We start from the raw sequence: 22,796 nt of genomic DNA, 5'->3' as shown, positions 1-22,796 counted from the left end.
CGCATACTCCTTATTTTGCGACCGATGCTCACCGAACGAGAGCTTCTTGGTTTCGGTTGCGCGGCGTAGTGTTGGCCGCTGAGGAAACCGCCGTGACGGATGTCGCCCAGCAAACGGTCGGCCAGATGCGGGCCGGCGACCACTACTGCCTCAGCTTCGACGCCGACGCTGAGCAGCGCGACGTAGTCACTTCCTATGTCCGCAACGGGCTTGCACACCACGAGCAGGTCACCTATTTCGCCGCCTCGGACCCTGTGACGGTGTTGGACTTCCTCCGCGACAGCGGAGTCGAGCCGGACCGGTTCGCGGCCAGCGGCCAGCTCCGGGTGATGGCTCCGCAGGAAGCATTCCTCGCAACCAGGCCATTCGATCCCGACGCGATGGTCGAGCAGTTGAGGCAGACGGCCGACAAGGCATTCGCCGCCGGTTACCAGGGTCTGCGGGTCACCGGAGAACCCAGTGTCCTTCGTGGCCGGCCGGGCGCGGACAGATGGCCCGAGTACGAACACAAGGCCGCGGACGACTTCACCGACCGGCCGGTGCTGGCCCTGTGTCAGTACGACCGCCGCGTCTTCACCCCAGCCGAGATCGCCGAGGTCGAGTCCTTGCACACCCACACTGTGGTCCCGAACCCTCTCTACCAGGACGGGCGGCTGTCGATCTTCCGGATGTTCCGGCCACCGGGCTTCCGCATGGTCGGCGAACTGGACATCGCGCAGGTGACGGCCTGGCTCAGCTGGATCCATCGGGCGGCGTCAGGCACCGAGGACGACGTCCTCTTGAACCTCGCCGAGTTGCGGTTCATCGACGTCGCGGGGGCCCGCATGCTGGCGCTGCTGTCGGATCAGCTCACCCAGCACGGCAGACGTCTCGTACTGCAGGAGTTGCAACCCGCCCAGTGCATCGTGTTCCACCTGGCGGGCTGGGACGAACTGCCCAACCTCGTCCTGGCGGAGACACCCTCATGAGCGCCGAGGTGCTGGACGGCTTCACCGGCTACTTCCACGAGGCCGGTTTCTACGCGTCCGACGCGGAGTTCCGCGCGCTGATCATGCCGTTCGTCGAGGAGGGCATCGCCGCTGGCGAGCCGGTCGTCATCTGCTACGACGAGCGCAAGTCCGACTTGCTCCGGTCCTGGCTCGACGATCCGTCCACGGTCACGTTCATCAAGGGCGGGAGCATGTACGCCACACCCGCCCGGGCCATCTCGGCCTGGCAGCGACTTTTCGAACGTCACGTCGCGGCCGGGGCACGACGGGTCCGGCTCGCCGGAGACGTGCCGCACGCGGGCAACGGCGGTCGCTTCGAGGGATGGGACCGCTACGAGTCCGCCCTCAACACCGTGTGGGACGAGTGTCCCGTGGACAGCCTCTGCCTGTACGACGCGGCGACGATTCCCGGACCGGTGCGCGACGTCGTGGAGCGGACACATCCGCGGATCCTCACCGCCGACAACACGCACACCACGAACAGCCGCTACGAAGGGCGCACCGGGAAGGCGCGCGTTCCCGTGTCCGCCGACCCGCTCGAGGCCACGACGCCCGACGTCGAACTCGTCAACCCCTCCGCGGCCGAGGCCCGGCACGCACTGGAGCGCTCCGGCCGCGGCGTGGTCGGCGACCACACCCTCGGCGACCTGCTGTTCGGCATCTCCGAGGCCGTCACCAACGCACGCCTGCACGGCGTACCGCCCACGATCGTCCGCATCTGGGCGACCGGCGACCGGCTGGTGGCCGACATACAGGATGGAGGCCACGGACCGGCCGACCCGCTCGCCGGGCTCGTGCCCCGGTCGAGTGCGACGTTCGGCACCGGCCTCGGCCTGTGGGTCGCCCACCTGCTCGACATCGACGCGGCCCTCATCTACACAGCGGACGGCTTCTCGGTCCGGCTGCGTGCCGGACGGGACCCCGCACCGGTCGGCCGGTAGACAAGCCGCTGGGGCCGGGGTTCGGCGCCGGCCGAGGGACCAGAATTTCGTCCTTACGTGGAGTCCGCATCCTGCCGTAGGGTCTCGGCATGCACGATCAGCCGACTGTCCTGCGACCCGACGACGTGGCGGAAGCCGCCCGGGAGCTCGGCGTTCCCGGCGTGGCGGTGGGTGTCGATCACGGCGGGAAGCGCGAGACCGTCACCTACGGCGTCACCAGCATCGAGTACGGCCGGCCGGTCGACGAGGCGACGTTGTTCCAGATCGGCTCGACGGCCAAGACGTTCACCGCCACGGCGATCATGGTCCTGGTCGACCAGGGGCGGATCGACCTCGACCAGCCGGTGCGCCGCTATCTTCCCGAGCTGCGGTTGCTGGACGGCGACGCTGCCGAGACGCTGACCGTCGGCCAGTTGCTCAACCACACCGCGGGCTGGGACGGCGGCGACGTCTGGACCGACACCGGCGAGGGTGACGACGCGCTGGAACGCTCCGTCGCACTGCTCGCGGACCTGCCGCAGCAGTTCGCCCCGGGGACCGCCGCGTCGTACAACAACGCGGCCTTCGTGCTCGCCGGCCGCGTGGTGGAGAAGGTGACCGGCGAGACCTTCGAACGGGCACTGGCCCGGCTGGTCCTCGACCCGCTCGGGATGCGCCAGACGCTCACGTCGCTGAACGAGATCATGACGCGGCCGTACGCGGCCGGCCATCGCGCGGCGAGTACGACCGACTCGGCGGGGTCGGCCGACGGCGTGCTGTCGATGAGCCGGCCGTGGAGCGACCCGCGCGGCTATCTCCCGGCCGGGGCCCGGCTCGCCTCCAGCCTCGGCGACCAGCTCACCTGGGCACGATTCCAGTTGGGCGACGGCCGTTCGCCGGACGGCACCCGGGTGCTGTCGGAGCAACGGTTGCGGGCGATGCACACGCCGACGACGAGCCACGAGCTGTGGCCGGGCGTCCGGGTCGGGATCGCGTGGCTGCTCCGCGAGATCGACGGCGTACGGCTGATCGAGCACCACGGCGACGTGTCAGGCCAGCACTCGACGGTCACCGTCGTGCCCGAGCACGACTTCGCGATCGTCGTACTCACGAACGCCACCCCGTCCGGCCGTGAGCTGGCGGAACGGATCGTGCGCGAGGCCCTGGAGTCCCGGCTCGGGCTGGTCGAGCGTCCACCCGAGCCGCTCTCGCTCAGCCCCGACGATCTGGCTCCGTACGCCGGTGACTACCGCACCGAAGGCCTCGATCTGCGGGTCGTTGTCGACGGAACGGGCCTGCTCATCCACGGCACGCTGACCGACGACGGAGTCGCGGAGACGCTGGAGTTCCCGTCGAGGCTGCTGCCCGGTGAACGGTTCCTGGTCGTCGGTGGCCCGTTCGCAGGCCTGCAAGGCGAGTTCGTCCGCGAGGCGGACGCCGTCGTCGCGGTCAAGCACGTCGGCCGGCTGGTGCCGCGGGCCGCGGAGCCCTCGGCCTGACCTGGTTTCATCGACAGCGAAGGAAGATTGACCCGCCATGGCGTACGACCTCCACATCGTCTTCGACTCCCACGACGTCGACAAGGTGTCGCGGTTCTGGCTGACCGCGCTCGACGGCTACAACTACCCCGGCAGCCCGCCGGACCAGCCGGCCGGTAGCCCGCCGGAGGGCTTCGCCACTTGGGATGCCTGGGCCGACGCCCACGGCGTGCCCGAGGACCAGCGCTACGCCGTGCGGACGATCATCGACACTGAAGGCAACCGTCCCGACATCTTCTTCATCGCCGTACCCGAAGACAAGGTTGTCAAGAACCGCTTGCACCTGGACATCAAGGCTTCCAAGGGGCTGCCGGCCGATCAGGTACGCGCACGCCAGGACGCCGAAGCGGAGCGACTCGTCGCGGCCGGCGCGAAAGTGGTCACGCGCCCGATCGAGGGGGCCATCGTCATGCAGGACGTCGAAGGAAACGAGTTCTGCATCACGTGAACCTCCCCCGCTCAGCCGCGGCTGACCATGTTCGTGGTGGTCGAGTTCGTGAGCTGGGAAGACTTTTGGGTGTCATAGGCCCATAAGTCTTCCCAGCTCGTCGAAAGGCGCGAGGGCAACGACAGCTTGACGCAGCGCGACCCGGCGTGGTGGGCGGGCTACCGCAGCAACCTGGAGTTGACGGCGAAGCAAGCGTCGCGCCTCGCGTGAAGGGGTCGTCGGCGACTCAACCGTGCAGGGTGGGCCGGTAGACGAGTTCGTGCGTACGGCCGTCGAGAACCCTGCTCTCCAACAGCTCCAGGTCGAAGTCGGCCGCCCCCTCGAAGATGGCGTCCGATCCGGTCTGCCCGGTGATCACGGGGAAGAGCGTCACCTGAACCCGGTCGACCAGGCCGGCGGCCATCAGTGCCCGGTTCATCGACAGACTGCCGTGCGAGCGCAACGGTACGTCGGACTCCTCCTTGAGCCGCGCGACGACATCGACGGCGTCGCCCTTCACCAGAGTCGCGTCCGGCCAGTCCAGCGGGCCGTCCAGGGTGGTCGACATCACCGTGGCCGGAAGGTTCCTCATCCTGGTCACCCACGGGTCGCGGACGTCGGAGTCCTCCGTACTCGACGCCAGGAGCTGCGCGAACGCCCTGTATGTGTTGGCCCCGAAGACCATCCGCTGCTCCCCGCTGTACGCGGCGAGGCGGTGGTCGAGCAGCTCAGGTCCCTGCTTGCCCCAGTAGCCGGACCAGTTGGCGGTGGCGGTGCCGAAGCCGTCCAGACTAGTGAAGACGTCGAACGTGTACGTGGCAGTCATGTCGATCTCCTCCAGTGCGGTTGGCCTACTGGGTGCAGACCGGACTCGACGGTGAAACTCATCGCGCCGGGACGAGTTCGGCCTGTTGAAGATCGACGAGCCAAGGAGTGGCGACAGCGGCCGGCAACTCGTCAGGAAGTAGCCGTGCCCGTGCTCGGAAAGCCTTTGCGGCCGACGAGGACCATGACCGCCGCCAGCAGGATCGGGATCGAGCCGGCCCAGGCCAGCGTGCGAATGCCGTACGCGCTGAGGAGGAGGCCGCCGAACGCGGCGCCACCGGCGATCCCGACGTTGGCGCTCGCGTTCAGCCAGGCGCCGGAGATCTCCGGGGACGTGGCGTCGCTTCGGATCGCGGCACTCTGGAACAGCGAGGGCGCCGGCCCGAAGGCCGCGTTCCAGACGACACCGAAGACGACCACGAGCAGCAGCGACGGGAAGCCCGCGCTGACCGCGATCATCCCGGCTCCGCTGACGAGCAGGACGACCAGGGCGGTCCGGCGTGGCCGGTGGTCGAGTGAGTGCGCGGCTCGCCAGATCCCCAGGAGCCCGAATCCTCCGAAGAGGAAGAGGATCGGTGCGATCCAGCTTGGGGTCGCACCGGACCGGAGCAGGAGTACGGCCACATAGGTGTAGACGGCGTACTGCCCGAAGTAGGCAAGGGCGTTCGCCGCCAGGACAGGAACGGCGTCCCACCGACGTCCCGTGCGGACCGGTGTGGCGGCCACGTCTGTGGTGTCCGCCGCCGGCAGCGTGAACGCCATCAGGATCAGTACGGCGATCATCAGCACGACGAGTGCGCCGAACCCGGCCCGCCAGCCCACCGCGTTGCCGAGCGCGGTCGCCAGCGGCGCGCCCAGGATCAGCCCGGCCGCCACCCCGGACGACACCAGCGCGAGGGCCCTGCCTGTCTGCGACGCCGGGACCAGGCGTGACGCGTAGCCGATGCAGACCGAGAAGAAGATCGCGTGCGTCAGGCCGCCGAGAGCACGGCCCGCGGCCAGCAGCCCGGCGTTCGGTGCGAGGGCGCAGATCAGGCTGCTCACCGCGTACGAGCCGATCGTCGACAGCAGGAGGACCTTGCCGGGGATGCGCCGCGTGGCGAGCGTGAGGGGTACGGACAGCAGCATCACCATGACGGCGTACAGGCTGACCAGTAGCCCGGTCACCGAGGCGGTCAGCCCCAGTTGGCGGCTGATCGCCGGGAGCAGTCCGACCGGCAACATCTCCGTCGTCACCGCGCCGAACACCGCCAGGGCCAGCACCACCAGCCCGAGCCGGGCCGGGCCCAGGCCCGTCGTGCCGCGACTCGCCGTCGCCGTGTCAACCATGAACTCTCCTCGCCGAGCGTGAATCGCCGGCACACAGACTGATCAGGTCGCGGCCGTGCCAAGCGAGACCAGGGCGCCGACGGACGGCCGGTGATCAAGCCTCGAACGCGCGTACCCCGGAAATCCGCAGCGTATGCTTCCCGGTTGGGCCCATCGGCTCCGGGGCGGTGACAGTCGGCTCGGCCGGTCGACTCAGCTCTCGGGGAACTCCAGATGCCTGAGCGCGTCGGACGGATGGCAGAGCGCTATCTCGCGGACGCCCCCGGCGGAGTCGCTGAGGCGAAGCTTGTAGACGTGGTGCCGTCCGAGTGCCGACCACCTCAGCGGGATCTCCTCGATGCCGGAGTTCTGTCCTTCCTGGCAACGCGGCTTGGTGACTGTCACCCAGAGCACGACCCACTCACCGGGTTTGATCGTGACGGGGAAATCCCGTACGTCGCTCGCATGACCGCCGAACAGGCCGCCGTTTCCCGCAGGCGGCACCCAGCCCACAGCCGTGATCCCGTACGGGTGGTCGGACGCCAGGCCGTCGACGCGAACGGGGAACCTGCCATCGTTCCCCACGTCGTAGGCGATCCGGCCCTGCTGACCGGCCGCGGCGTCCACGATGTAGCGGGTGGGCGCCACCCCATCGGTCAACGCCTTGACCGAACGCGTCTCCGGAGCCGAGAAGCTCCCCGTGGACAGCGGCGAGTACAAGGAGGAGTACGCCACCCACACCGCGACGACGGCCGCCACGACCAGAACGGCCCAGCGCACAGCCCGGGTTGTACGCCTTCGTGGTCTGTTCCGGCGCACTGCAGGCTCTGACGTCACAGCCGCTCCCGGGAAGGCCCTCGAATGGTGTCCCGAAGATAGCGACCTTCACGGGCGTCCGGGCGGCGAATCGATCGACGAGCCGACGTCAGCCGTACGAAAATTCTGTGGACTCTCGACTCGCCAGTACCCTCGCCGAGTCACCCGCATGACGACCGCCGTCACCCATCCGACGGCGAGAACGACCGACACGACCAGGAAGAGACCCGTCACAAACCAGTTTCTTGAACCTTCCTCGGGGAAGACGACCGGAAAAGGTCGACCTCCCGTGTAGGTCGCCCGGACTCGATCGCCCACGGCGAAGCCCCGCGGTGGCTCATCCAGGTAGGCGTCCTCGATGCGGACGGAACCATCGTCGGAGCGAAACAGTCCGGCCGCTCCGCAGACACCTTCCCCGCACACCCGTTCCGACACCGTCAACGTGCCGTGGTTGCCACCGCCCTGCGCGGCCTCCCACTCGGGCCCCATGTCCAGGACCCCGGTGACGAGACCGACAACGGCGAAGAGGGGGGCGAAGACCCAACCGAACAGAGCCACGGCCACCGCATCGACCCGCGCGGCCCCGTACTTGCGACGCCCTCGCTCCGACGCTCCCGCCACGTCTTCGATTGTCGGGTCGAACCCCTGGATGTGGAAGCCTGCTGATCTGTCGAGATCTGGCGTTCGGCTCCGACGTCTCGTTCGAAGCCCGCGACAGTGCGGCCGCCTCACCCTGACGAAAGGAACCACCCGTGAACCGAACGGCCATCATCTTCCACGGCACCGGCGCGAACCCCGAGGTTGTGTGGCTCCCGTGGTTGCGCGACCGGCTGGCAGGCCGCGGTTACGCCGTCGAGAGCCCTCACTATCCCGACCTCAACGTCGAGCCCATCGACAGCTTCCTGCCGAAGGTGCTCGCCAACCACACCTTCGACGAGCACACCGTGCTCGTCGGTCATTCCGGCGGCGCCGCCCTGCTCCTGGCGATCCTGGAGCACATCGACGTTCCCGTGGCCCAGGCCATCCTCGTCGCCGGGTACTCCACCCAGCCGAACACCAGCGACGAACCCGTCCTGCAGGCCGAGTACGACTGGGCCGCCATCAAGTCCCACGTCCGCGACCTGTACTTCATCAACTCCCGCAGTGATCCGTACGGCTGCGACGAGCGGCAGGGACGGGCCATGTTCGAACGACTCGGTGGCACCCAGATCATCCGCGACGACGGGCACTTCGGCGACTACGACCAGCCGTATCCCACGTTCGAGCTCCTGGACAAGCTGATCGACTGAGCCCACGACGACCGCGTTGCCAGCATGTCGGCTTTGAGCCAGGTGTTCAGGTCGTGGTCCGACGACATGGCAATGGTGTCTCGCCGTCGACGAGCCTCTGGCCGCGGAGCAACTTGCTCGAGTGGTCGAATCCATCCCGCGAACCCCCTCGATCGCTCAGGAGTAGTGCAGGCCCCGACCTAGTGTCGCGAGTCGTTGATGCGTGTGCAGTAGCGTGCGAGCCGTCGCCACCCGGGGGCTCAAGATCTCTGAGGAGCCGCCGCGCCGATGCAAGGGCGCTGAACGCGTGCCGACAGGTGCGGTTTTTGGGTCAGTCCCGTCATGCAACGTCGGCACCAACAGCACGCAAATGGTTGTGCTGACGAAGGCGGCAGAGAATGATGGCCCAAGTAGGACCCAGCCCTAGTCCCTATCATCTCGGCAATCGAAATGTACGACGCTAAAATCGTCGAAGTATTAGATAAGGCCGAATGCGAAAAGTGTCATGGCAAGTGCTTGATTGGACGTGTTGTGCTCGTAGACCTCCTTGCATGTCGTCGGCGACGCGTGGTCAGACTGATAGGCGGGGGCAGTTGGTTACTGCCGGATACTCCCGCCACGGTTAGGCTGGACTCATGAGCGGCTCCCTCAAGCTGTTCGAGGTCCCGGAGCAAAGGTCTCCTCCGGCGGCCGGTGGCCGTGTGGTGATAGCCGATGACGATCTCGTGGTACGCGAGGGAATCGCGACCGTGCTCCTCCGGTCCGGGTTCGATATCGTCGGGCTTGCCGCCGATGCCGAGCAGCTGATCGCCGAGGTGCGCGAGTCCGTGCCCGATCTGGTCATCGTCGACATTCGGATGCCGCCCAGCAACACTACAGAAGGACTAGCGGCGGCCCACACCATCCGTACGGAATTTCCTCATATCGCCATTCTGGTCTTGTCGGCGTACGTCGAAATCGAGCATGCCCGCGACCTTCTGGCGGAAGGGCGCGGAATCGGATACCTGCTGAAAAACCGCGTCACCGGCCTATCAGAATTCCTCGAAGCACTGGATCGGATATGTCAGGACGGCACAGTTATCGATCCGGTCTTGGGGCTCAGTTCAGAATGAGTGACGACCGCGGCGATTCCGGCGACTGTTCCGGTAGCGCCGTAGGGGGACCTTTGCGAGGTCACGCGCCGACCTCCTCCGCCGTTGGCACCTGCCCAGAGCCAAGCCGAGGAGCGTGCCAGCCTGCTTGGCCACAGCGTCGCCTGAAAGGTTGGCATGGTCGGCGGAGCCGATCACGAAGTGACGCCGAAGGCGCCATTTGAAGCTCGGACGCCGTCATTCTGTCCGCCCGGCGAGCCCGAGGACGGCGCCTCGGCGCCGCCCGCAAGGGCGTGGCCGGGTGGTGCGTCGCGTCAGCGGCGCTTGATCCAAGAAAGCCGGAATCGGTGAAATGGCCCGGTCCAGCGGCTAGATCGCGGGAATACCGACGGCCTGTGCATGCCTCGACGGAGACCAAGTTCCGACGTTAAAGGCCTCCGTCGAGACATGCGCCGCCCGCACATCATCCTTCCTCTGAAACGACTCTCAGTTCTGAACGGCGCAGACGAACCGGTCAGGCGGATCTTCTCGCCAGGAGATGGTCAGCGCCGGCCGCCCACGAGTTCGTTTGCTTTCTCGCGTCTGAGAACAGCTTCGAGTGCGGCGCACTCTGCCTCGTCGATGGCTGCTCTGGCGAGGTCAATGGCGAAGGAGGCGTCATCTTCTGCCGTGTCGGCCTTGTCGGCTGCCCTGTCGGCATCAAACTCCTCACGTTTCGACTCCATCTTGGAACGGATTTGCTGGACCTGGCTGTCCCATTGCTGCTGAACGTCTCGCCACCACGCGGAGGCTCCGGCCTTGGCCTGGCCAGCGCGTTCCTTGAGTTCGTTGTTGCGTTGCTGTGCTCCGGCCCGCGCCTTGGCGACCTGCTCTTCCAGTTTGGTGTGCTTGTCGGTCTGCGCGGCATGGAAAGCGTCTTCTGCTTCCTTGGCTTTGGCTGACATAGCGGCTAGCTGTTCCGAAAGTGTCATCTGGTTCTCCTCAACTCCAGCGAGGCTGAGGTGCCAGGCAGGCTGAGCTACCTCCCGTCCTATGGACCTTGTGCGCCGTTCGACCCGTAGAAGTGCCCGTCGAAGTCGAAGTGCCCGCACTCGCCGGACTCCTTCGAACATACGAAACCACAGACATCAGTTACAGGGACCAACGTCACCGAAGCGGACCGACCCGATGACCTGACATGACGAGTCCTCGGGTGAACACACGCTAAGGTCCGAACGAGCGATGAGTTCGAGCCCGCCAGTCCGCAGGTCCAACCGACGTTTGGCTCGTTTGTCCGATCCTCATCGTGGAAAGTTCGACCACGAGGTTGGCTGGAGGAGCCCAGCCGCGCCGCTCGGGGCGGGGTATGGCTGCCCACATGACGGCAGGCCCAGGGAGGGCTTATGTCGGACAAGGCGGTCACGCGATCGGGGATGTCGCGACCGATCACGCTCCTGGTGGGACTAGCGGCCACGTTCCTTGTCATCTCGGGTCTGCGAGACACCGCCAACCTCGTTGGGCCGACTTTCCTGGCCTTGGTGCTCACCATCGCCGTGCATCCCCTGCACGGCTAGGCTAAGCGTCACCGACTACCTGGCTGGGTCGGAACAGTCGGTGGCCTAATCGCCATCTACCTTTTCCTGCTCACCCTCACGGTCTCCTTCGGCATCGCGATGGCACGTTTCGCTACGCTGCTGCCCACTTACCGGGTGCAGATGAGCCGACTGCTCGATCGCGGCCTGGCCTGGCTCTCGGACCTGGGGGTAACCCAGCGCCAGCTCGAGAAAATGGCCGGCACACTCGACATCAACAAGCTGGCCACGGTGGCCGGAAGCGTGGCCGGCGGTCTGCTCGGCGTACTGACCAGTCTCGGCTTCATCCTGGCCCTGTTGCTGTTCATGGTCTCCGACGCCGCCGGCCTCGCGCACAAGCTCTCCGCCGTGCCCGCCGAGCGACGTCGGTTGGTCCGTGCGCTGAGCACCTTCGCGTCCGGAACCCGAAGGTACCTCCTGGTTTCCACAGTCTTCGGACTTGCCGTAGGCGTTGTCGACGTCCTCGCCTTGCTCGTGATCGGCGTACCAGCTGCCGTGCTGTGGGGCCTACTGTCATTCATTACCAACTACATCCCGAACGTCGGCTTCGTCCTCGGCCTGATACCACCGGCAATCCTCGGGCTGCTCCAAGGCGGCCCCAAGATGATGATCGCCGTCATCGTGGCGTACAGCGCCGCAAACGTCCTCATCCAAAGCGTCATTCAGCCGAAGGTCGTGGGCAACGTCATAGACATGTCAGCCACCCTCACCATGCTGTCCTTGGTCTTCTGGGCCGCAACGCTCGGCGCCATCGGTGCACTGATGGCCGTCCCACTGTCCCTTCTGGTCAAGGCACTGCTCGTCGACGCCGACCCGGGCTCGGCCTGGCTACAGCCCCTTCTGTCCGCTCAGAAGAGGTCAGCGAAATGAAGCCGGCTGGTCAAAGGGCTAGGGCGCAGCCCCGCCTGGTGGCTGGATGGTCCGGATGGCTATCGCCATGTCTTCCATGCTGTCGACAAGGGCGTCGGGTTCCGCGGCGAGGAGGTTGGGGGTCCGGTCGGGTGACTTGGCGTAGCCGACGCTGTGGACTCCTGTCGCGTGGGCGACTTCGATGTCGGTGAGTGCGTCCCCGATGAGGACGCACTCCATGCCGGGCGCTGCGACGATCTCCAGCGCCTGTTGCTGGGGCATGCGGATCCGTCGATCACGCTTCGGGTCTACGCGCACGTGATCCGCCAGCACGCGGTCGGCGTTGCGGAGGTGTTCGCCCGCCAGGTCGAGGAGGAGGACCAGGCGCCCGACGAGGCCGACCAGCTGCCCCGTCGCGACGACCTCTTGTTGGCAGAAGCGTTAGCAAGCCGGCCGCCAGATGGGAACGGTTGTCAATGACGAAGGGCCCCTGCTCGGACGTAGTGCCTGGTCAAGGGCCTTCTGGGTAGTGCGCGCTCGGAGGTGTTGTGTTTCAGGACATCGGAATGGCGTGTCTCAAGACATGCGAATAGGCGGCCGGTGAGTGTCGGTCGATGTCGAAGGCGCGTCTTGTGGTCACCGCTGTCGTTGTCGAGGGCCGTAGTCAAAGCGCGGTGGCGCGGGATTACGGGGTGTCCCAAAGCTGGGTGAGCCGGCTGGTGGCCCGCTACCGGGCGGAGGGGCAGGCGGCGTTCGAGCCGCGATCACGGCGGCCGAAGACCTCACCAACCGCGGCGCCGCCGGGCACGGTGGAGTTGATCGTGCGGCCGCGTTCCTCCTACATCCGGTTCGCAGCGGACCTGCCGAACGAGTGCTGGCAGACCACTCCCGCTACGCGCTCTCGGTCACCGCCCACCGCCCGGTCACCGGCCCCGCCGTGCTCGCCAGCTCCCGGCAAGCCGTTGCCACACACCAGATCCCGGCGTCCACCCTCACCGACATTCAAGCTGGGTGAAGCTCGAAGGTCCCCGGATTGTCCGGCCGGCGGTGTGAGGATCGACGGGTCCGGCACCTGCTCACCGTCGTTGCTTCACCGATCGGAGCGCGCCTCGCGACTCCTTGCCTGTTGATCACGTTGGTGAGCGGGGCCTCTGCCGGAGAAAGGGCCGCCCTGTTAGGAACCCGGCGACCGTCGAGAACGCCCGCGGCGGATCCCTGTTAGCGAATGTCCGGTGCGGTCGTTCTCGGTCGGCAGCAGGCAGTCGGTGTCGCACTGCTGTCGTCATGAGAAGGAGCTGGAAGTGCCGCTTCGCCTAGGCATCGACGTCGCGTGTCGGGCTGCGCATCAGGTCAGCCTTGCCGATGAGCAAGGCCGATTGATCTGGTCAGGCCGACGTTTCCGCACCACCCCACCCGACCTGGACCAGCTGTGGTCGAGCCTGCCCGACGACGCCGACCCGGGCGAGGTGCTGGTGGTGATGGAGCCCACCCGTAACGCCTGGGTCCCGCTGGCCGCCTGGTTCCGGCGCAAAGGCGCCCGGGTCGTGCTCGTGCCGCCGGAGCGGTCGGCGGACCTGCGCAACTACTACGCCAAACACACCAAGAGCGATCGGCTGGACTCCCAGCTGCTGGCCAGACTACCGATGCTGCACCCGGACGGGCTGCACCTCGAACAGGGCCTCGGACCCGGCGATGCGCTCAAGCGTGCAGCGAAGCTGCACTCCACACTGGTCCATCGCCGCACCCAGAGCCTGGCCCGGTTGGACACGCTACTGGAGCTGCTCGGCCCGGCATGGCACTCCGCGATCGGCGCCGACCTGGGCAACCGCACCGTGTTGAAGTTCCTCGCCGCCGGATACGCCGACCCCCACGTCGTCAAGCGTCTCGGCCGCGTCCGGCTGGCTCGGTTCTGTCACCGGCACTCCCGCGGCGCCTGGGGTGAACCACACGCCGACGCACTGCTGGCCGCCGCCAGGGAAACCCTCGAGCTGTGGTCCGACGGTGAACTGGACTACCCCGACCTGGCCGAGGACATCGCGATCGAAGCCCGCCTCGCACTGCAGCTGAGCGAGGAGCTCAAGGACCTCGACGAGCGGGCCACGCTGGTGCTCAAGGCCGCCGACCCGAACGGCATCCTGACCTCCGCCCCGGGCGTTGCCACCATCACCGCAGCCGCGATCCTCGGCCGCCTCGGCGACCCGAACCGCTTCGACTCACTCGCGGGCGCCCGTGCGTTCACCGGCTTGGTGCCGATCCTCGACTCCTCCGGACTCACCGGACGCCACGGCGGCCCCACCAAGCGCGGCGACGCCGTTCTGCGCCAAGCCCTCTTCATGGCCGCCAGCCAAGCCCGCCGGATCGACCCCACCCTGGCCGCGAAATACCACCGGCTCATGGTCAACGCCGGCAAGCACCACAACTCTGCGCTCTGCCACATCGCCACGACCCTGCTCACCCGGATCATCGCCTGCTGGCGCGCCGGGCAGCCCTACCAACTGCGCGACGTCGACGGCAGCGCAGTCACTATCGACCAAGCCCGAACGATCATCGCCGAGCGTTACGCGATCCCCAAGGACCTGCGGGCCAGGCGCCGAACCACCACGAACGCAGGAACGGACCGGCGAAGTAAGGAGTCGCCACGCGCTCCGTCAACCGGCCCGTCCACCACCCACGCTACGACACCCGGAGCAGCCTGAACGAGCTTGACATCCCTTAGGAACTCAACGGCATGGTCTTCACCACCCGACTGTCCGGCGGCAAGGGCCGCAACGGGCTGGAAACCGAACTACGCAAGCTCGGCGTGACCCAGAAGAACTCCCGCCCCAACCACCCCACCACCTGCGGGAAGGTCGAACGGTTCCAACAGACGATGCAGCGGTCCCGTCCCCATACCGTTTGGGAACGGAAACGGCTACGCACTACGAGGCAGCCCAGAGCCGTCTGCGGTCTGGGGTATGTGCCGTGCGAGAGGCGGCTGGTCGCGCTGTGCTTGCTCAGGGGATGAGCACGATCTTTCTCCCACCGGTCCGTCCGGCTTCGGCGCGGGTGAGAGCGGTCGGCCCCTCGCGTAGCGGGAGAGGTTCTGGCGTCAGGTGCAATGTTCCTTCGCTGAGCTGCTTCGCCAGCTCGGCGAGCTGCGTGGCATCGGGTTGGACGGTCAGGTCCGGGGTTGTGATGGCGCGTTCGGGTGCGGGTGCGTCGAAGGTCAGGGAGCACAGCCGCCCGCCGTCGCGCACCAGGGGCATGGCGGCCGCCGCCGTGCCGGTTGCGGCGGTCAGCGCCCCGTCGAACCGCCCGTGTACCTGGTCCGGCCAATCTTGGTCATGGTAGTCGACGACCTGTGCTGCTCCGAGGCCGCGCAGTCGATCGGTGGCAGCGGCGGATGCGGTTGCGGTCACCTCGATGCCCATGGCTGCGGCGAGTTGAATGGCCAGCGAGCCGGTGTTGCCGGCCCCGTTGGTGATCAGGAGTCGCTGACGTCGCCTGAGCTCCAGCGTTGCCAGGGCCTGCCACGCTGCCTGCCGGTAACCGCCCACCGTGGGCCCCCGGCCTTCGGGTCCCGGGCCAAGCGAGGTGGCTAAAGCCGCCGGCCCGGCACCCAGCCATACGCACTGTCTCCCGCGGGGCGGGAGTTGATGAGGGTCGCCAGTGTTCTGGCGGCCCTCTTGTCGCGCCCAGCCGCGCCGGCCGACCGGGCGCCGAAGGCGCGGAGGGAGGGCCGGCGCCGTTCGGGCGGGGTGCGGCGGCCTTGGGCCGCCCTTGACACCGGTCGTGTTCGGTCATCCTGATCGGCGGCGTTCCGTGGGACGTTGTGGACTTGGTTCGGCTGCTGCCGGAGGACCAGGTGACCCGAGTACGACAACGACGATCACGACGTCCAATGGGTCCAGGGCTTTCCGGCGTCGCGGGTTGCCCTTTGGACCGGCCTGATCGGCTCCGGCCTGCCGCCTTCTGGGTGGGTCCTCATTCTGGAGGGTGGCTGGCGTCGCGGATGCGATCGGAACTTGTGAGGTTTGAAGGTGGCGCCGTCACGTCACTTCCTTTATTGGTGGACAGCATCCGCTCGGCAGCCGCCCCGTGCCCGGGGTCAGTTTCTCCCGTTCCTGCCCCGGCGCTTGTGGCCTGCGTCGTGCTCGCCGTGCGGCGCAGGCCACCCGCCCAACCGGCGCGATTGTCTGGTCCAGAGCTTGGCGCTATCGCCGTGAAGTCGCGCTAATAAATCTCAAAAGCCAAGTCAGTTGCTATTAGTCCATCCGACCCGGGTACCCCCTTCGATGCATCAAGGCGACGAAATCGATCGGATTAACAGCTACAGAAATCCGATTCATTCTGTCGCGCAGATGCAGTCCGCATTATCTGTCTGACAGGAATGGGGGGATGCCGGATGAATGCGCATTCGTCCGATACCCGTCCTCTGCTCCAGAGGATGAGAATTGGTCGCCGCTTAATGGCGATCCTTAGTTCGACCTTCGTGGTCGGTGGCCTTCTCGGCTTGATGACGGCCCCGCAGGCCGCCGCCAGCGTGAAGCCCACCGTCAACCGCGAAGCCGCCATCAACCACGGCGCCGTCGTCAAGACCTGGGATTTCGTTTGCGTCAAGGTCAAGGACGCCAAGAAGCACAACAAGAAGTGCAAGCAGGGCCCTCCCGGCCCTCCTGGACCTCCAGGAGAACAGGGACCTCCAGGAGAACAGGGACCGCCCGGGCCCGCTGGGCCTGGACTCTGCATCGACTCGTCGCAGCAGAACAACGAAAAGTTCCTGGTCTACGTGCCTGGAGTCGACAACCAGCTGTGGATCTGGAAGGAAAACCGCGGCGCCGGCACCGTGAACCCCTGGGTGCTGTTCACCACGACGCCAGGGACTACGACTCCGCTTCCCATCCCGACCACCGTCGTCTGCGCGACGATCACTGCACACGGTAACAACGTCGCGATCACGATCGTGACCAAGGACACCACCGGTGGGCAGCACGTCTGGCAGACCGACTGCACCGTCAACCCCGACAACGCCAACAACCCGTTCAACCCGAACACCCGCTGCGCGGCGTTCAAGGAACTCACGCCGCTACCTTCCACCGCCACCGCGACTGGAAGCGATGAAGACAGCGGACCGGGCACCAACGCTCCGCCTCCGCCTGTCGACGCCCCGAACGGGCCGAACACCGGTGACGGCGCGAGCATGAGCAATGGTCCTGGCACCGCGACCGCCGCCGGCGGCGCTCTGCTGGGACTGGCAATCACTGGTGGAGGTGTCCTCGCGCTGCGGCGCCGGCGCCTCAACAGTGAGAGCACAGCGGCCTGAACATAGGCCTGGATGCTGTGAGACACCTTCAGTGGTTGGCCCTCCGCCCGCGGCATGCGGCGCGGAGGGCCGCCGCAACCCTGATGTTCCTGCTCGTGGCGGTGAGCGGGATCGGGCTGATTGTTTCTGACCAACTCGGCCGAGCGGCACCACCGCCGACGCCGGTGGCGACAACTCCACCAACGGAGCCCGCTGGGACGACGGGCCCGGCTGCGACGACACCTCCACGAAAGCAGCCTGCGAAGGCGCTTCCACCGCCGCAGCTGAACATCGCGGACAGGTCCTGGCTGGACAGGCTCGCATCACCGGCGCCCCGTCCAACTTCCACGCCCGTTCCGACACAGTTGCCGACGGCCAATGCACGGCCAGTCCGAGTCGACATTGGGGCGATCGATGTCGCCGCACCTCTTATCGCGGTCGGGAACGCCAAAGACGGCACCATCGGCGTACCGCCCGAGAAGAAGCCCTATCTCGCCGCGTGGTACAAGTACAGCGCCGCCCCTGGTGAACTCGGCCGTACCGTCATCGTGGGTCATCTGGACTCTAGGTTCAGCAGGCGGTACACCGCTGTCTTCTACCGCCTCGGTGCCTTGAAGCGGGGCCAGAAGGTAACGGTGAGGCGCGCCGACGGAGTAGTCGTCGAGTACGTCGTCGACGGCGCATCACTTCAGTCGAAGGCGAACTTTCCCGTCGGCCAGATCTACGGGAAGAGCAAGCGTCCCGAACTCCGGCTCATCACCTGCGGCGGCACGTACGACAAAGCGACTGGCTGGTCAGGCAACGTCGTTGTCTACGCCCACATGATCTCCTGGCACCATGCGACCAGCGCGGAGCGCAAGAAGCCGATGCATCTCGACACCCCGCCACGATGGTGAACCGTGAACCGCAGGCGTCGCACCTTTCTGGACCTGAGTTCTGCGCAAGGCCGCAACCCGGATCGACCATTTCCCCATCTGTCCTCTGGTTGCGACCTTGCGCAGGTCCAGGTGCCCACCCCATGTGGGGCAAGGGAAAGAACGCGATACCTCTATAGCGCCCACCGGTTCTCGTCGTACTGACGGTGCGCTCGCGCCTGAGGCCAGACGTCTGGCGCCGCGCACATCGGGCGCCCCTTCTTGGCTGCCTTGTCGTCGGCTTCGGTCCAGTTACCGTCGGGGAGGCCGACCCATAGGCGGCGTCCTTGGCCGTGGGCGGCGAGCATGCGGGGGTGGAGTCGTCCTCGTTCCATGGCATGCAACACCAGATCTACGTGTCTTCGACGCGCGCCGCGGGGACGGGTTGAGGTGTTCGGCGCCGATGCCAGCGGAGAGGACTTCGGCAATTCAGACATCTCGAAGCCATCGGCACGGCATGAGATGCGGACGACCCGTATCTGTCCGGAAGGAGCGGTCGATTGCTTAACTGCGTCCCTGTCTGGTCCGCACCACGAACGTCAACACCAGAACGGGTGAGGTCACCGAGACGAAGACGGTGACCGAGGACATGCCCGACGGGGTGATCTACAAGGCCTGCGGGAACCGTCGGGCATCGGTGTGTCCTTCGTGTGCGGAGATGTATCGGGCTGATGCCTACCAAACAAGAAGAGTGGCAAGCCCGAATCCTGCCGTGCTCGTCGTGCCCCTGAGCCCTGCCCGCACGGCGTCGACGTGCGCTGCATGACCCGGCACCGCGGTGGGGACGAGCAACTCGGCCGACCTCTGTGCCCGGACTGCTACGACTACGACCACCACGCCGTGTGGAACACCTTCGCCGGTGAACTGTGGCGCTACACCACGATGAAAGCCAACCGCGAACTACGGAAGTGGGCCCGCCGCCACGGCCACGCCGAACGGGTCGAGAACCCCGACACGGGCAAGGTCGAGCGCAGGGTGCCGGTGCGGATCAGCTTCGGGAAGGCCGCGGAGTTCCAGCGCCGCGGCCTGGTCCACTTCCATATCCTCGCCCGCTTCGACGGTATCCCCCCCTCGACCCGGACCTGGTGGTGCCACCACCGGAGTGGGCGAATGTGTTCCTCCTGTCCTGGATCCTCGAACAGGCCGTCGCCGAAACGACGTACCGCACGCCGAACCTAGTGGTCCACGACCATGACGGGCACACGCTCGTAGACCAGCCCAACGGATGGCTGCTGCAGTGGGGATCGCAGGTCGATGTCCGGCCGGTCCGGCTGCGCGGTGAGGACAAGCTGTCCGGTGAGCGGGTCGTCGACGAGCTCGACCACACTGACGCCTCTGAGCAGACCGACAAGCACGGGCGCCGGCGGCTCCTGTCCGGCCCCGCTGTGCCGGCTATCTGCCGAAGTACGCCACGAAGGCGACCGAGGCGGCTGGGCACACCTCCCGCAAGATCACCGACGAGACGGTCGACTTCTACGCCAACGACACCCACCCCGGCCGGCTCATCCAAGGCTGCTGGCGGCTCAGCCAGCAAGGCAGCCAACGAGCCGAGGAGTGGCGCGAAGACAAGTACTACGCGCTCCGGCGCCGACGGACATCCGGCAGACCGTGTACGTGTTCTCGGCGGTGTGCCAGTACGCGGTGCGGACCGGTCGGGCCCGGGCGAACCCGGTAGCGGTCTGAAGCTGCCCAGGCCGATGCCTGCGCGGGAACGGATGTTCCTGGGCCATCCGGAGGTTGGTCGTCTCGCCGGCGCAGCTGGTAGATACGGGACCCTCGTGCGGACGCTCGCCTACACCGGGCTTCGCTGGGGTGAGCTGATCGCGCTTCGGGTCCGGGACGTCGACCTGGCTCGCCGGCGACTCGACGTGCGGCGGGCATTCGCTGACCTGGCCGGGAAGCTCGTCGAGGGCACTCCGAAGAGTCACCAGAGTCGAACGGTCCCGCTTCCGCCGTCGCTGTGCGAGAAGCTCGTCGTCGTCCTGGACGGCCGTGACCGGGATGCCCTCGTCTTCACCTCACCCAAGGGTGGCCGCTGCGGTTGACGAACTTCCGGCGTTCGGTGTGGCACCCGGCCGTCGCAGCAGCCGGGCTGGACGGACTGACAATCCACGGCATGCGGCACACGGCGGCGTCGCTCTATATCTCGGTAGGCACTCCGCCCAAGGTCGTCCAGCACATCCTCGGGCACGCCTCGATCACGATCACGATGGATCTGTACGGCCACCTGTACGCCGACGAGATGGACACCTGGGCTGCGCGGTTGGACGACACCGCTCGGCAGTTCGACGTGTGGCCAGAACGTGGCCAAAACGGGGCTTCTGAGGGTGTCGACTCGGACGAGTCCGGAGGTGCAGGCCTGTGACCTGCGGTTTTGCTGGCGCGCTCGGAGGGATTCGAACCCCCAACCTTCTGATCCGTAGTCAGATGCTCTATCCGTTGAGCTACGAGCGCCGGAACGGTTCGAAAGTCTACAGGTACCCCTGCGGTACCGCCGAACCAGTTACCCCTCAGCGTACCGAGTGCCCGTTCCGGCCCGCTTCGGGTGGATCTTTCGCGGGGCGAATCCGCAGGTCAGAGGCATTACGGACGTGCTGCGGCCGAGCACCGGCTGGCTAGCGTGAAAGAGGGGAGTACTCAACAACCTGGTTTCAGTGCTAAAACTGAGGTCCTACACCGATGGACCTCCCAGCCCCCGAGCCATCGGTGCACACGGAGGAGGACGCGACGATGGCCAACGGCTCGGCAGCCGACCCGGCTCGTACAACCGCGTCCACCACCGATCGTGCCCCCGCCCGCCGCCGGCAACCGTCGGTCACCTGCGTAGTTGTCGGCGGCGGGCCGGGGGGCATGATCGCGGCCTACCTCCTCGCCCGCGCCGGGGTCCAGGTGACCCTGCTGGAGGCGCACGCCGACTTCGACCGCAACTTCCGCGGCGACTCCCTCCACCCCGCCACCCTCGAGCTCCTGGACAGCCTCGGCCTGGCCGACGAGCTCCTCCGTCTCGATCACTACCGCGCCCGGTACTTCCGCTTCCACACCCCGACCGCGACGCTCACGACCACCGACTACGGCAAGCTGCGCACCCGCTTCCCGTACGTCGCCCTGATGCCGCAGGACCGCTTCCTCGACTTCATGGCGGCCAAGGCGGCGGAGCTGCCGACGTTCACGCTGCGGAAGCAGGCCAAGGTCACCGGCCTGCTGGAGGACGAGAACGGCGTCGTCCAGGGCGTGCGCTACCGCGGACCTGACGGCGAACACGAGCTTCCGGCCGGGCTGGTGATCGGCGCCGACGGCCGGTTCTCCCGGTTGCGGCGGATTGCCGACATGCCGGCGGAGTCGTTCGGCGCCGGGGCGGACGTGCTGTGGTTCGAGCTCCCCCGCCGGCCGAAGACCGACCCGCCGGACGCGGACGTCTCGCTGTACTTCGGCGTCGGAGGGTACGTCGGGGTGCTCGGCCGCACCGACACCTGGCAGGTCGGCTACACGATCCCCAAGGGCACGTACGCACAGGCGCGCGAGGCCGGCGTCGTACCCATCCAGGACTTCGTCCGCCGCTGGGTCCCGTGGCTGGCCGACCGGGCACACCTGCTCGCCGACTGGTCGCAACTGACGCTGCTGTCGGTCGACATCGCCCGGGTGGAGCGCTGGCACCGTCCGGGGCTGCTGCTGATCGGCGACGCCGCGCACGTGATCTCACCGGTCGGCGGCAACGGCATCCTGATGGCCATCCAGGACGCGGTGACGGTGGCGAACGAACTGGCCCGCCCACTGCGTCAACACGGCCTTGCCACCGAGGCGGAACTCGCACGTGTGCAGGAGATTCGCGAGCCCGCCATCATCTCCGTCCAGCGCCAGCAGATCCGCACCGAACGCCGGTCGGCGGAAACCCTGCGCGCGGACAAGGCGTTCCGTCCACCACTGCCGCTGCGGCTGATCACCGAGGTCCCGTTGGTGCGCTGGCTGAGCGCCCGATCCAACGCCTACGGTCCGCGGACGCCCCGCCTGGACGAGTCCGTGCTGACCACGGAGGCGTCGTGAAGGTGCGGCCCGAGCCCGGCCGGGCAGGGATGGAAGTACGTTTGCCGGCGTACGGCGTCCGACCCGATCGACCGGACCTGCCTGGTCAACAGGTCGAGCGGAACCGTGAGCGGAACCTCGCCGTGCCGGTACGCCGCGATCCGGTCGACGATCTCGCTCCGGCACCTGTCGTCGATGCCGGCCAGTTCCCCGACCGCGAGCATCATCGCCTCGGCCTGCCGGTCCGGGCACACCGGCAACGCCAGCGCCTCACTGAACAGCCGGCCGTAGGCCTCGCGTACGTCGACCGCCCGCGACCAGGGCCGTACGTGGTCGACCAGCCGGTCCAGCGCGCGGCAGCGCTCGGGGTCGTGGGCGAACAACTGCAGCCGGTGCCAACCATGGAAGGCCGGCAGCGCCGTGAGCGCGGGGTCGGCGGCGAGGTGCCGTCGGAGCCGTTCGTAGGCGAAGACGCGTTCCAGGAAGTGCGTACACCGCGCGTCGTCACACAGCCGGACGTCGGTCTCCACCGGCAGCCACGACAGGTGTTCGGTCAGCGTGTCCACGATCACGTCGGGGGTGTAGCAGTGGATGGACTGGTTGGCGTCGCACGTGCGCCGGCCGCACTGGGGCGGCTCCCCCGCCACGATGTAACCGGCCAGCCCGGCCTGCAGCAGGCGCTGCGTCCGCGCGTCGCCGTAGGACCGCAGCGCCTCGGTGTCGGTCGGCGGGCAGACCCGCACGAACTCGACGTATCCGCGCATGCGGTCCGTGCACGGATGTTCCCGAGGAACGCACATGCCGTCGCCGTCGCCGTCACCGTGCCGCTCACCGGTGGGAGGCCCGTCCAGAAGGCACCCCGCGACTCCGAGCTTCGGCGGACCCGGCGCCGAACCAGATCCCATCGCTGTTCAACCCCGTCAACAGACCCGTCGGATCGACTTCTTTTAGTACTGGAAACCTACTCCGCGGCCAGGGA

25 protein-coding genes, 1 tRNA gene and 2 pseudogenes are annotated in these 22,796 nt (G+C 67.2%); 18 read left to right on the top strand and 10 right to left on the bottom strand.

The window, feature by feature from the left end; genetic code table 11:
• The first annotated feature begins 92 nt into the window (after positions 1 to 92).
• The 4 genes from FHR37_RS29335 to FHR37_RS29320 all read left to right on the top strand — a co-directional run bounded on the left by FHR37_RS29335 (position 93) and on the right by FHR37_RS29320 (position 3,895).
• Positions 93 to 968, top strand: a complete 876-nt coding sequence (locus tag FHR37_RS29335; RefSeq protein WP_139238932.1) for an MEDS domain-containing protein — start codon at positions 93 to 95, stop codon at positions 966 to 968.
• Positions 965 to 1,930, top strand: a complete 966-nt coding sequence (locus FHR37_RS29330) for a sensor histidine kinase (protein WP_092883366.1) — start codon at positions 965 to 967, stop codon at positions 1,928 to 1,930. The genes FHR37_RS29335 and FHR37_RS29330 overlap by 4 nt, the downstream gene beginning before the upstream one ends.
• An 89-nt stretch (positions 1,931 to 2,019) precedes the next feature.
• Positions 2,020 to 3,408 (top strand): serine hydrolase, encoded by a 1,389-nt coding sequence (locus FHR37_RS29325; protein ID WP_092883367.1) that lies wholly within the window; start codon positions 2,020 to 2,022, stop codon positions 3,406 to 3,408.
• A gap of 37 nt (positions 3,409 to 3,445) precedes the next feature.
• Positions 3,446 to 3,895, top strand: a complete 450-nt coding sequence (locus FHR37_RS29320; protein WP_092883368.1) for a VOC family protein — start codon at positions 3,446 to 3,448, stop codon at positions 3,893 to 3,895.
• Between the two features lie 226 nt (positions 3,896 to 4,121).
• Here FHR37_RS29320 and FHR37_RS29315 read toward each other — a convergent pair whose 3' ends face one another.
• From FHR37_RS29315 to FHR37_RS29300, 4 genes are all read right to left on the bottom strand, one after another.
• Positions 4,122 to 4,700, bottom strand: a complete 579-nt coding sequence (locus tag FHR37_RS29315) for a dihydrofolate reductase family protein (RefSeq protein WP_092883369.1) — start codon at positions 4,698 to 4,700, stop codon at positions 4,122 to 4,124.
• A 131-nt stretch (positions 4,701 to 4,831) separates the two neighbouring features.
• Positions 4,832 to 6,028, bottom strand: a complete 1,197-nt coding sequence (locus FHR37_RS29310; protein ID WP_092883370.1) for an MFS transporter — start codon at positions 6,026 to 6,028, stop codon at positions 4,832 to 4,834.
• A gap of 192 nt (positions 6,029 to 6,220) precedes the next feature.
• Positions 6,221 to 6,787, bottom strand: a complete 567-nt coding sequence (locus FHR37_RS29305) for a hypothetical protein (RefSeq protein WP_092883371.1) — start codon at positions 6,785 to 6,787, stop codon at positions 6,221 to 6,223.
• 105 nt (positions 6,788 to 6,892) lie between these two features.
• Entirely contained in the window at positions 6,893 to 7,444 is a 552-nt protein-coding gene (locus FHR37_RS29300; RefSeq protein ID WP_139238933.1) for a hypothetical protein, read from the bottom strand.
• Between the two features lie 131 nt (positions 7,445 to 7,575).
• Between FHR37_RS29300 and FHR37_RS29295 the strand changes: the two genes are divergently transcribed.
• Positions 7,576 to 8,112: an RBBP9/YdeN family alpha/beta hydrolase gene (locus FHR37_RS29295; protein ID WP_092883373.1), complete on the top strand. Its 537-nt coding sequence runs from the start codon at positions 7,576 to 7,578 to the stop codon at positions 8,110 to 8,112.
• 614 nt (positions 8,113 to 8,726) lie between these two features.
• Positions 8,727 to 9,203, top strand: a complete 477-nt coding sequence (locus tag FHR37_RS29290; RefSeq protein WP_092883374.1) for a response regulator — start codon at positions 8,727 to 8,729, stop codon at positions 9,201 to 9,203.
• 521 nt (positions 9,204 to 9,724) lie between these two features.
• Here FHR37_RS29290 and FHR37_RS29285 read toward each other — a convergent pair.
• A complete protein-coding gene (locus FHR37_RS29285; protein ID WP_139238934.1) occupies positions 9,725 to 10,153 on the bottom strand; it encodes a YtxH domain-containing protein in 429 nt (142 codons plus the stop codon).
• Between the two features lie 630 nt (positions 10,154 to 10,783).
• Here FHR37_RS29285 and FHR37_RS29280 point away from each other — a divergent pair.
• Positions 10,784 to 11,623 carry an AI-2E family transporter gene (locus FHR37_RS29280; RefSeq protein WP_092883376.1) on the top strand — a complete coding sequence of 280 codons (840 nt, stop codon included), beginning with the start codon at positions 10,784 to 10,786 and terminating at the stop codon, positions 11,621 to 11,623.
• Between the two features lie 18 nt (positions 11,624 to 11,641).
• Here FHR37_RS29280 and FHR37_RS33565 read toward each other — a convergent pair whose 3' ends face one another.
• Positions 11,642 to 11,842 carry an HAD family hydrolase gene (locus tag FHR37_RS33565; RefSeq protein WP_378079809.1) on the bottom strand — a complete coding sequence of 67 codons (201 nt, stop codon included), beginning with the start codon at positions 11,840 to 11,842 and terminating at the stop codon, positions 11,642 to 11,644.
• On the opposite strand from FHR37_RS33565, the gene FHR37_RS29270 reads away from it, so the two are divergent.
• The 3 genes from FHR37_RS29270 to FHR37_RS29260 all read left to right on the top strand — a co-directional run bounded on the left by FHR37_RS29270 (position 11,792) and on the right by FHR37_RS29260 (position 14,298).
• The gene (locus FHR37_RS29270; RefSeq protein WP_175542494.1) at positions 11,792 to 12,082 is read left to right on the top strand and encodes a hypothetical protein; all 291 of its coding nucleotides are present in this window, start codon (positions 11,792 to 11,794) and stop codon (positions 12,080 to 12,082) included. The genes FHR37_RS33565 and FHR37_RS29270 overlap by 51 nt on opposite strands.
• A gap of 134 nt (positions 12,083 to 12,216) precedes the next feature.
• Positions 12,217 to 12,732 (top strand): helix-turn-helix domain-containing protein, encoded by a 516-nt coding sequence (locus tag FHR37_RS33560; protein ID WP_179771037.1) that lies wholly within the window; start codon positions 12,217 to 12,219, stop codon positions 12,730 to 12,732.
• Positions 12,733 to 12,834: 102 nt separating this feature from the next.
• Positions 12,835 to 14,298: an IS110 family RNA-guided transposase gene (locus tag FHR37_RS29260; protein WP_330831739.1), complete on the top strand. Its 1,464-nt coding sequence runs from the start codon at positions 12,835 to 12,837 to the stop codon at positions 14,296 to 14,298.
• 297 nt (positions 14,299 to 14,595) lie between these two features.
• Here the strand turns inward: FHR37_RS29260 and FHR37_RS29255 are convergent, their stop codons facing one another.
• Entirely contained in the window at positions 14,596 to 15,138 is a 543-nt protein-coding gene (locus FHR37_RS29255) for a zinc-binding dehydrogenase (protein WP_092886349.1), read from the bottom strand.
• A 911-nt stretch (positions 15,139 to 16,049) separates the two neighbouring features.
• On the opposite strand from FHR37_RS29255, the gene FHR37_RS29250 reads away from it, so the two are divergent.
• From FHR37_RS29250 to FHR37_RS29240, 4 genes and pseudogenes are all read left to right on the top strand, one after another.
• The gene (locus tag FHR37_RS29250; protein WP_175542685.1) at positions 16,050 to 16,904 is read left to right on the top strand and encodes a hypothetical protein; all 855 of its coding nucleotides are present in this window, start codon (positions 16,050 to 16,052) and stop codon (positions 16,902 to 16,904) included.
• Positions 16,905 to 16,987: 83 nt separating this feature from the next.
• Positions 16,988 to 17,779: a class F sortase gene (locus FHR37_RS29245; RefSeq protein WP_139239098.1), complete on the top strand. Its 792-nt coding sequence runs from the start codon at positions 16,988 to 16,990 to the stop codon at positions 17,777 to 17,779.
• A 526-nt stretch (positions 17,780 to 18,305) separates the two neighbouring features.
• Positions 18,306 to 18,563 carry a replication initiator gene (locus FHR37_RS33555; RefSeq protein WP_378079808.1) on the top strand — a complete coding sequence of 86 codons (258 nt, stop codon included), beginning with the start codon at positions 18,306 to 18,308 and terminating at the stop codon, positions 18,561 to 18,563.
• A pseudogene (locus FHR37_RS29240) lies at positions 18,497 to 18,976 on the top strand (replication initiator); the annotation flags it as partial. The gene FHR37_RS33555 and the pseudogene FHR37_RS29240, both read left to right, overlap by 67 nt.
• Here the strand turns inward: FHR37_RS29240 and FHR37_RS29235 are convergent.
• Positions 18,973 to 19,122 carry a hypothetical protein gene (locus FHR37_RS29235; RefSeq protein ID WP_175542687.1) on the bottom strand — a complete coding sequence of 50 codons (150 nt, stop codon included), beginning with the start codon at positions 19,120 to 19,122 and terminating at the stop codon, positions 18,973 to 18,975. The pseudogene FHR37_RS29240 and the gene FHR37_RS29235 overlap by 4 nt on opposite strands.
• A gap of 62 nt (positions 19,123 to 19,184) precedes the next feature.
• On the opposite strand from FHR37_RS29235, the pseudogene FHR37_RS33550 reads away from it, so the two are divergent.
• From FHR37_RS33550 to FHR37_RS32780, 3 genes and pseudogenes are all read left to right on the top strand, one after another.
• Positions 19,185 to 19,472 (top strand): annotated as a pseudogene (locus FHR37_RS33550) (replication initiator); the annotation flags it as partial.
• 103 nt (positions 19,473 to 19,575) lie between these two features.
• Positions 19,576 to 19,842: a tyrosine-type recombinase/integrase gene (locus FHR37_RS32785; protein ID WP_175542688.1), complete on the top strand. Its 267-nt coding sequence runs from the start codon at positions 19,576 to 19,578 to the stop codon at positions 19,840 to 19,842.
• Between the two features lie 17 nt (positions 19,843 to 19,859).
• Entirely contained in the window at positions 19,860 to 20,162 is a 303-nt protein-coding gene (locus tag FHR37_RS32780; protein WP_269086098.1) for a tyrosine-type recombinase/integrase, read from the top strand.
• 13 nt (positions 20,163 to 20,175) lie between these two features.
• Here FHR37_RS32780 and FHR37_RS29220 read toward each other — a convergent pair.
• Positions 20,176 to 20,251: transfer RNA gene (locus FHR37_RS29220), tRNA-Arg, on the bottom strand.
• A gap of 225 nt (positions 20,252 to 20,476) precedes the next feature.
• On the opposite strand from FHR37_RS29220, the gene FHR37_RS29215 reads away from it, so the two are divergent.
• The gene (locus FHR37_RS29215; protein WP_202818273.1) at positions 20,477 to 21,838 is read left to right on the top strand and encodes an FAD-dependent oxidoreductase; all 1,362 of its coding nucleotides are present in this window, start codon (positions 20,477 to 20,479) and stop codon (positions 21,836 to 21,838) included.
• Here FHR37_RS29215 and FHR37_RS29210 read toward each other — a convergent pair.
• On the bottom strand, positions 21,781 to 22,581 hold the full coding sequence (locus FHR37_RS29210) for a DUF1722 domain-containing protein (RefSeq protein WP_139239099.1): 801 nt from the start codon (positions 22,579 to 22,581) through the stop codon (positions 21,781 to 21,783). The two genes, FHR37_RS29215 and FHR37_RS29210, sit on opposite strands and share 58 nt — an antisense overlap.
• Between the last annotated feature and the right edge of the window lie 215 nt (positions 22,582 to 22,796).

This window comes from Actinopolymorpha cephalotaxi, from assembly GCF_013408535.1.
Taxonomy (GTDB): Bacteria; Actinomycetota; Actinomycetes; order Propionibacteriales; family Actinopolymorphaceae; genus Actinopolymorpha; species Actinopolymorpha cephalotaxi.
The sequence above is the reverse complement of the archived record's forward strand: the minus strand, read 5'-3'. Positions and strand labels throughout refer to the sequence as shown.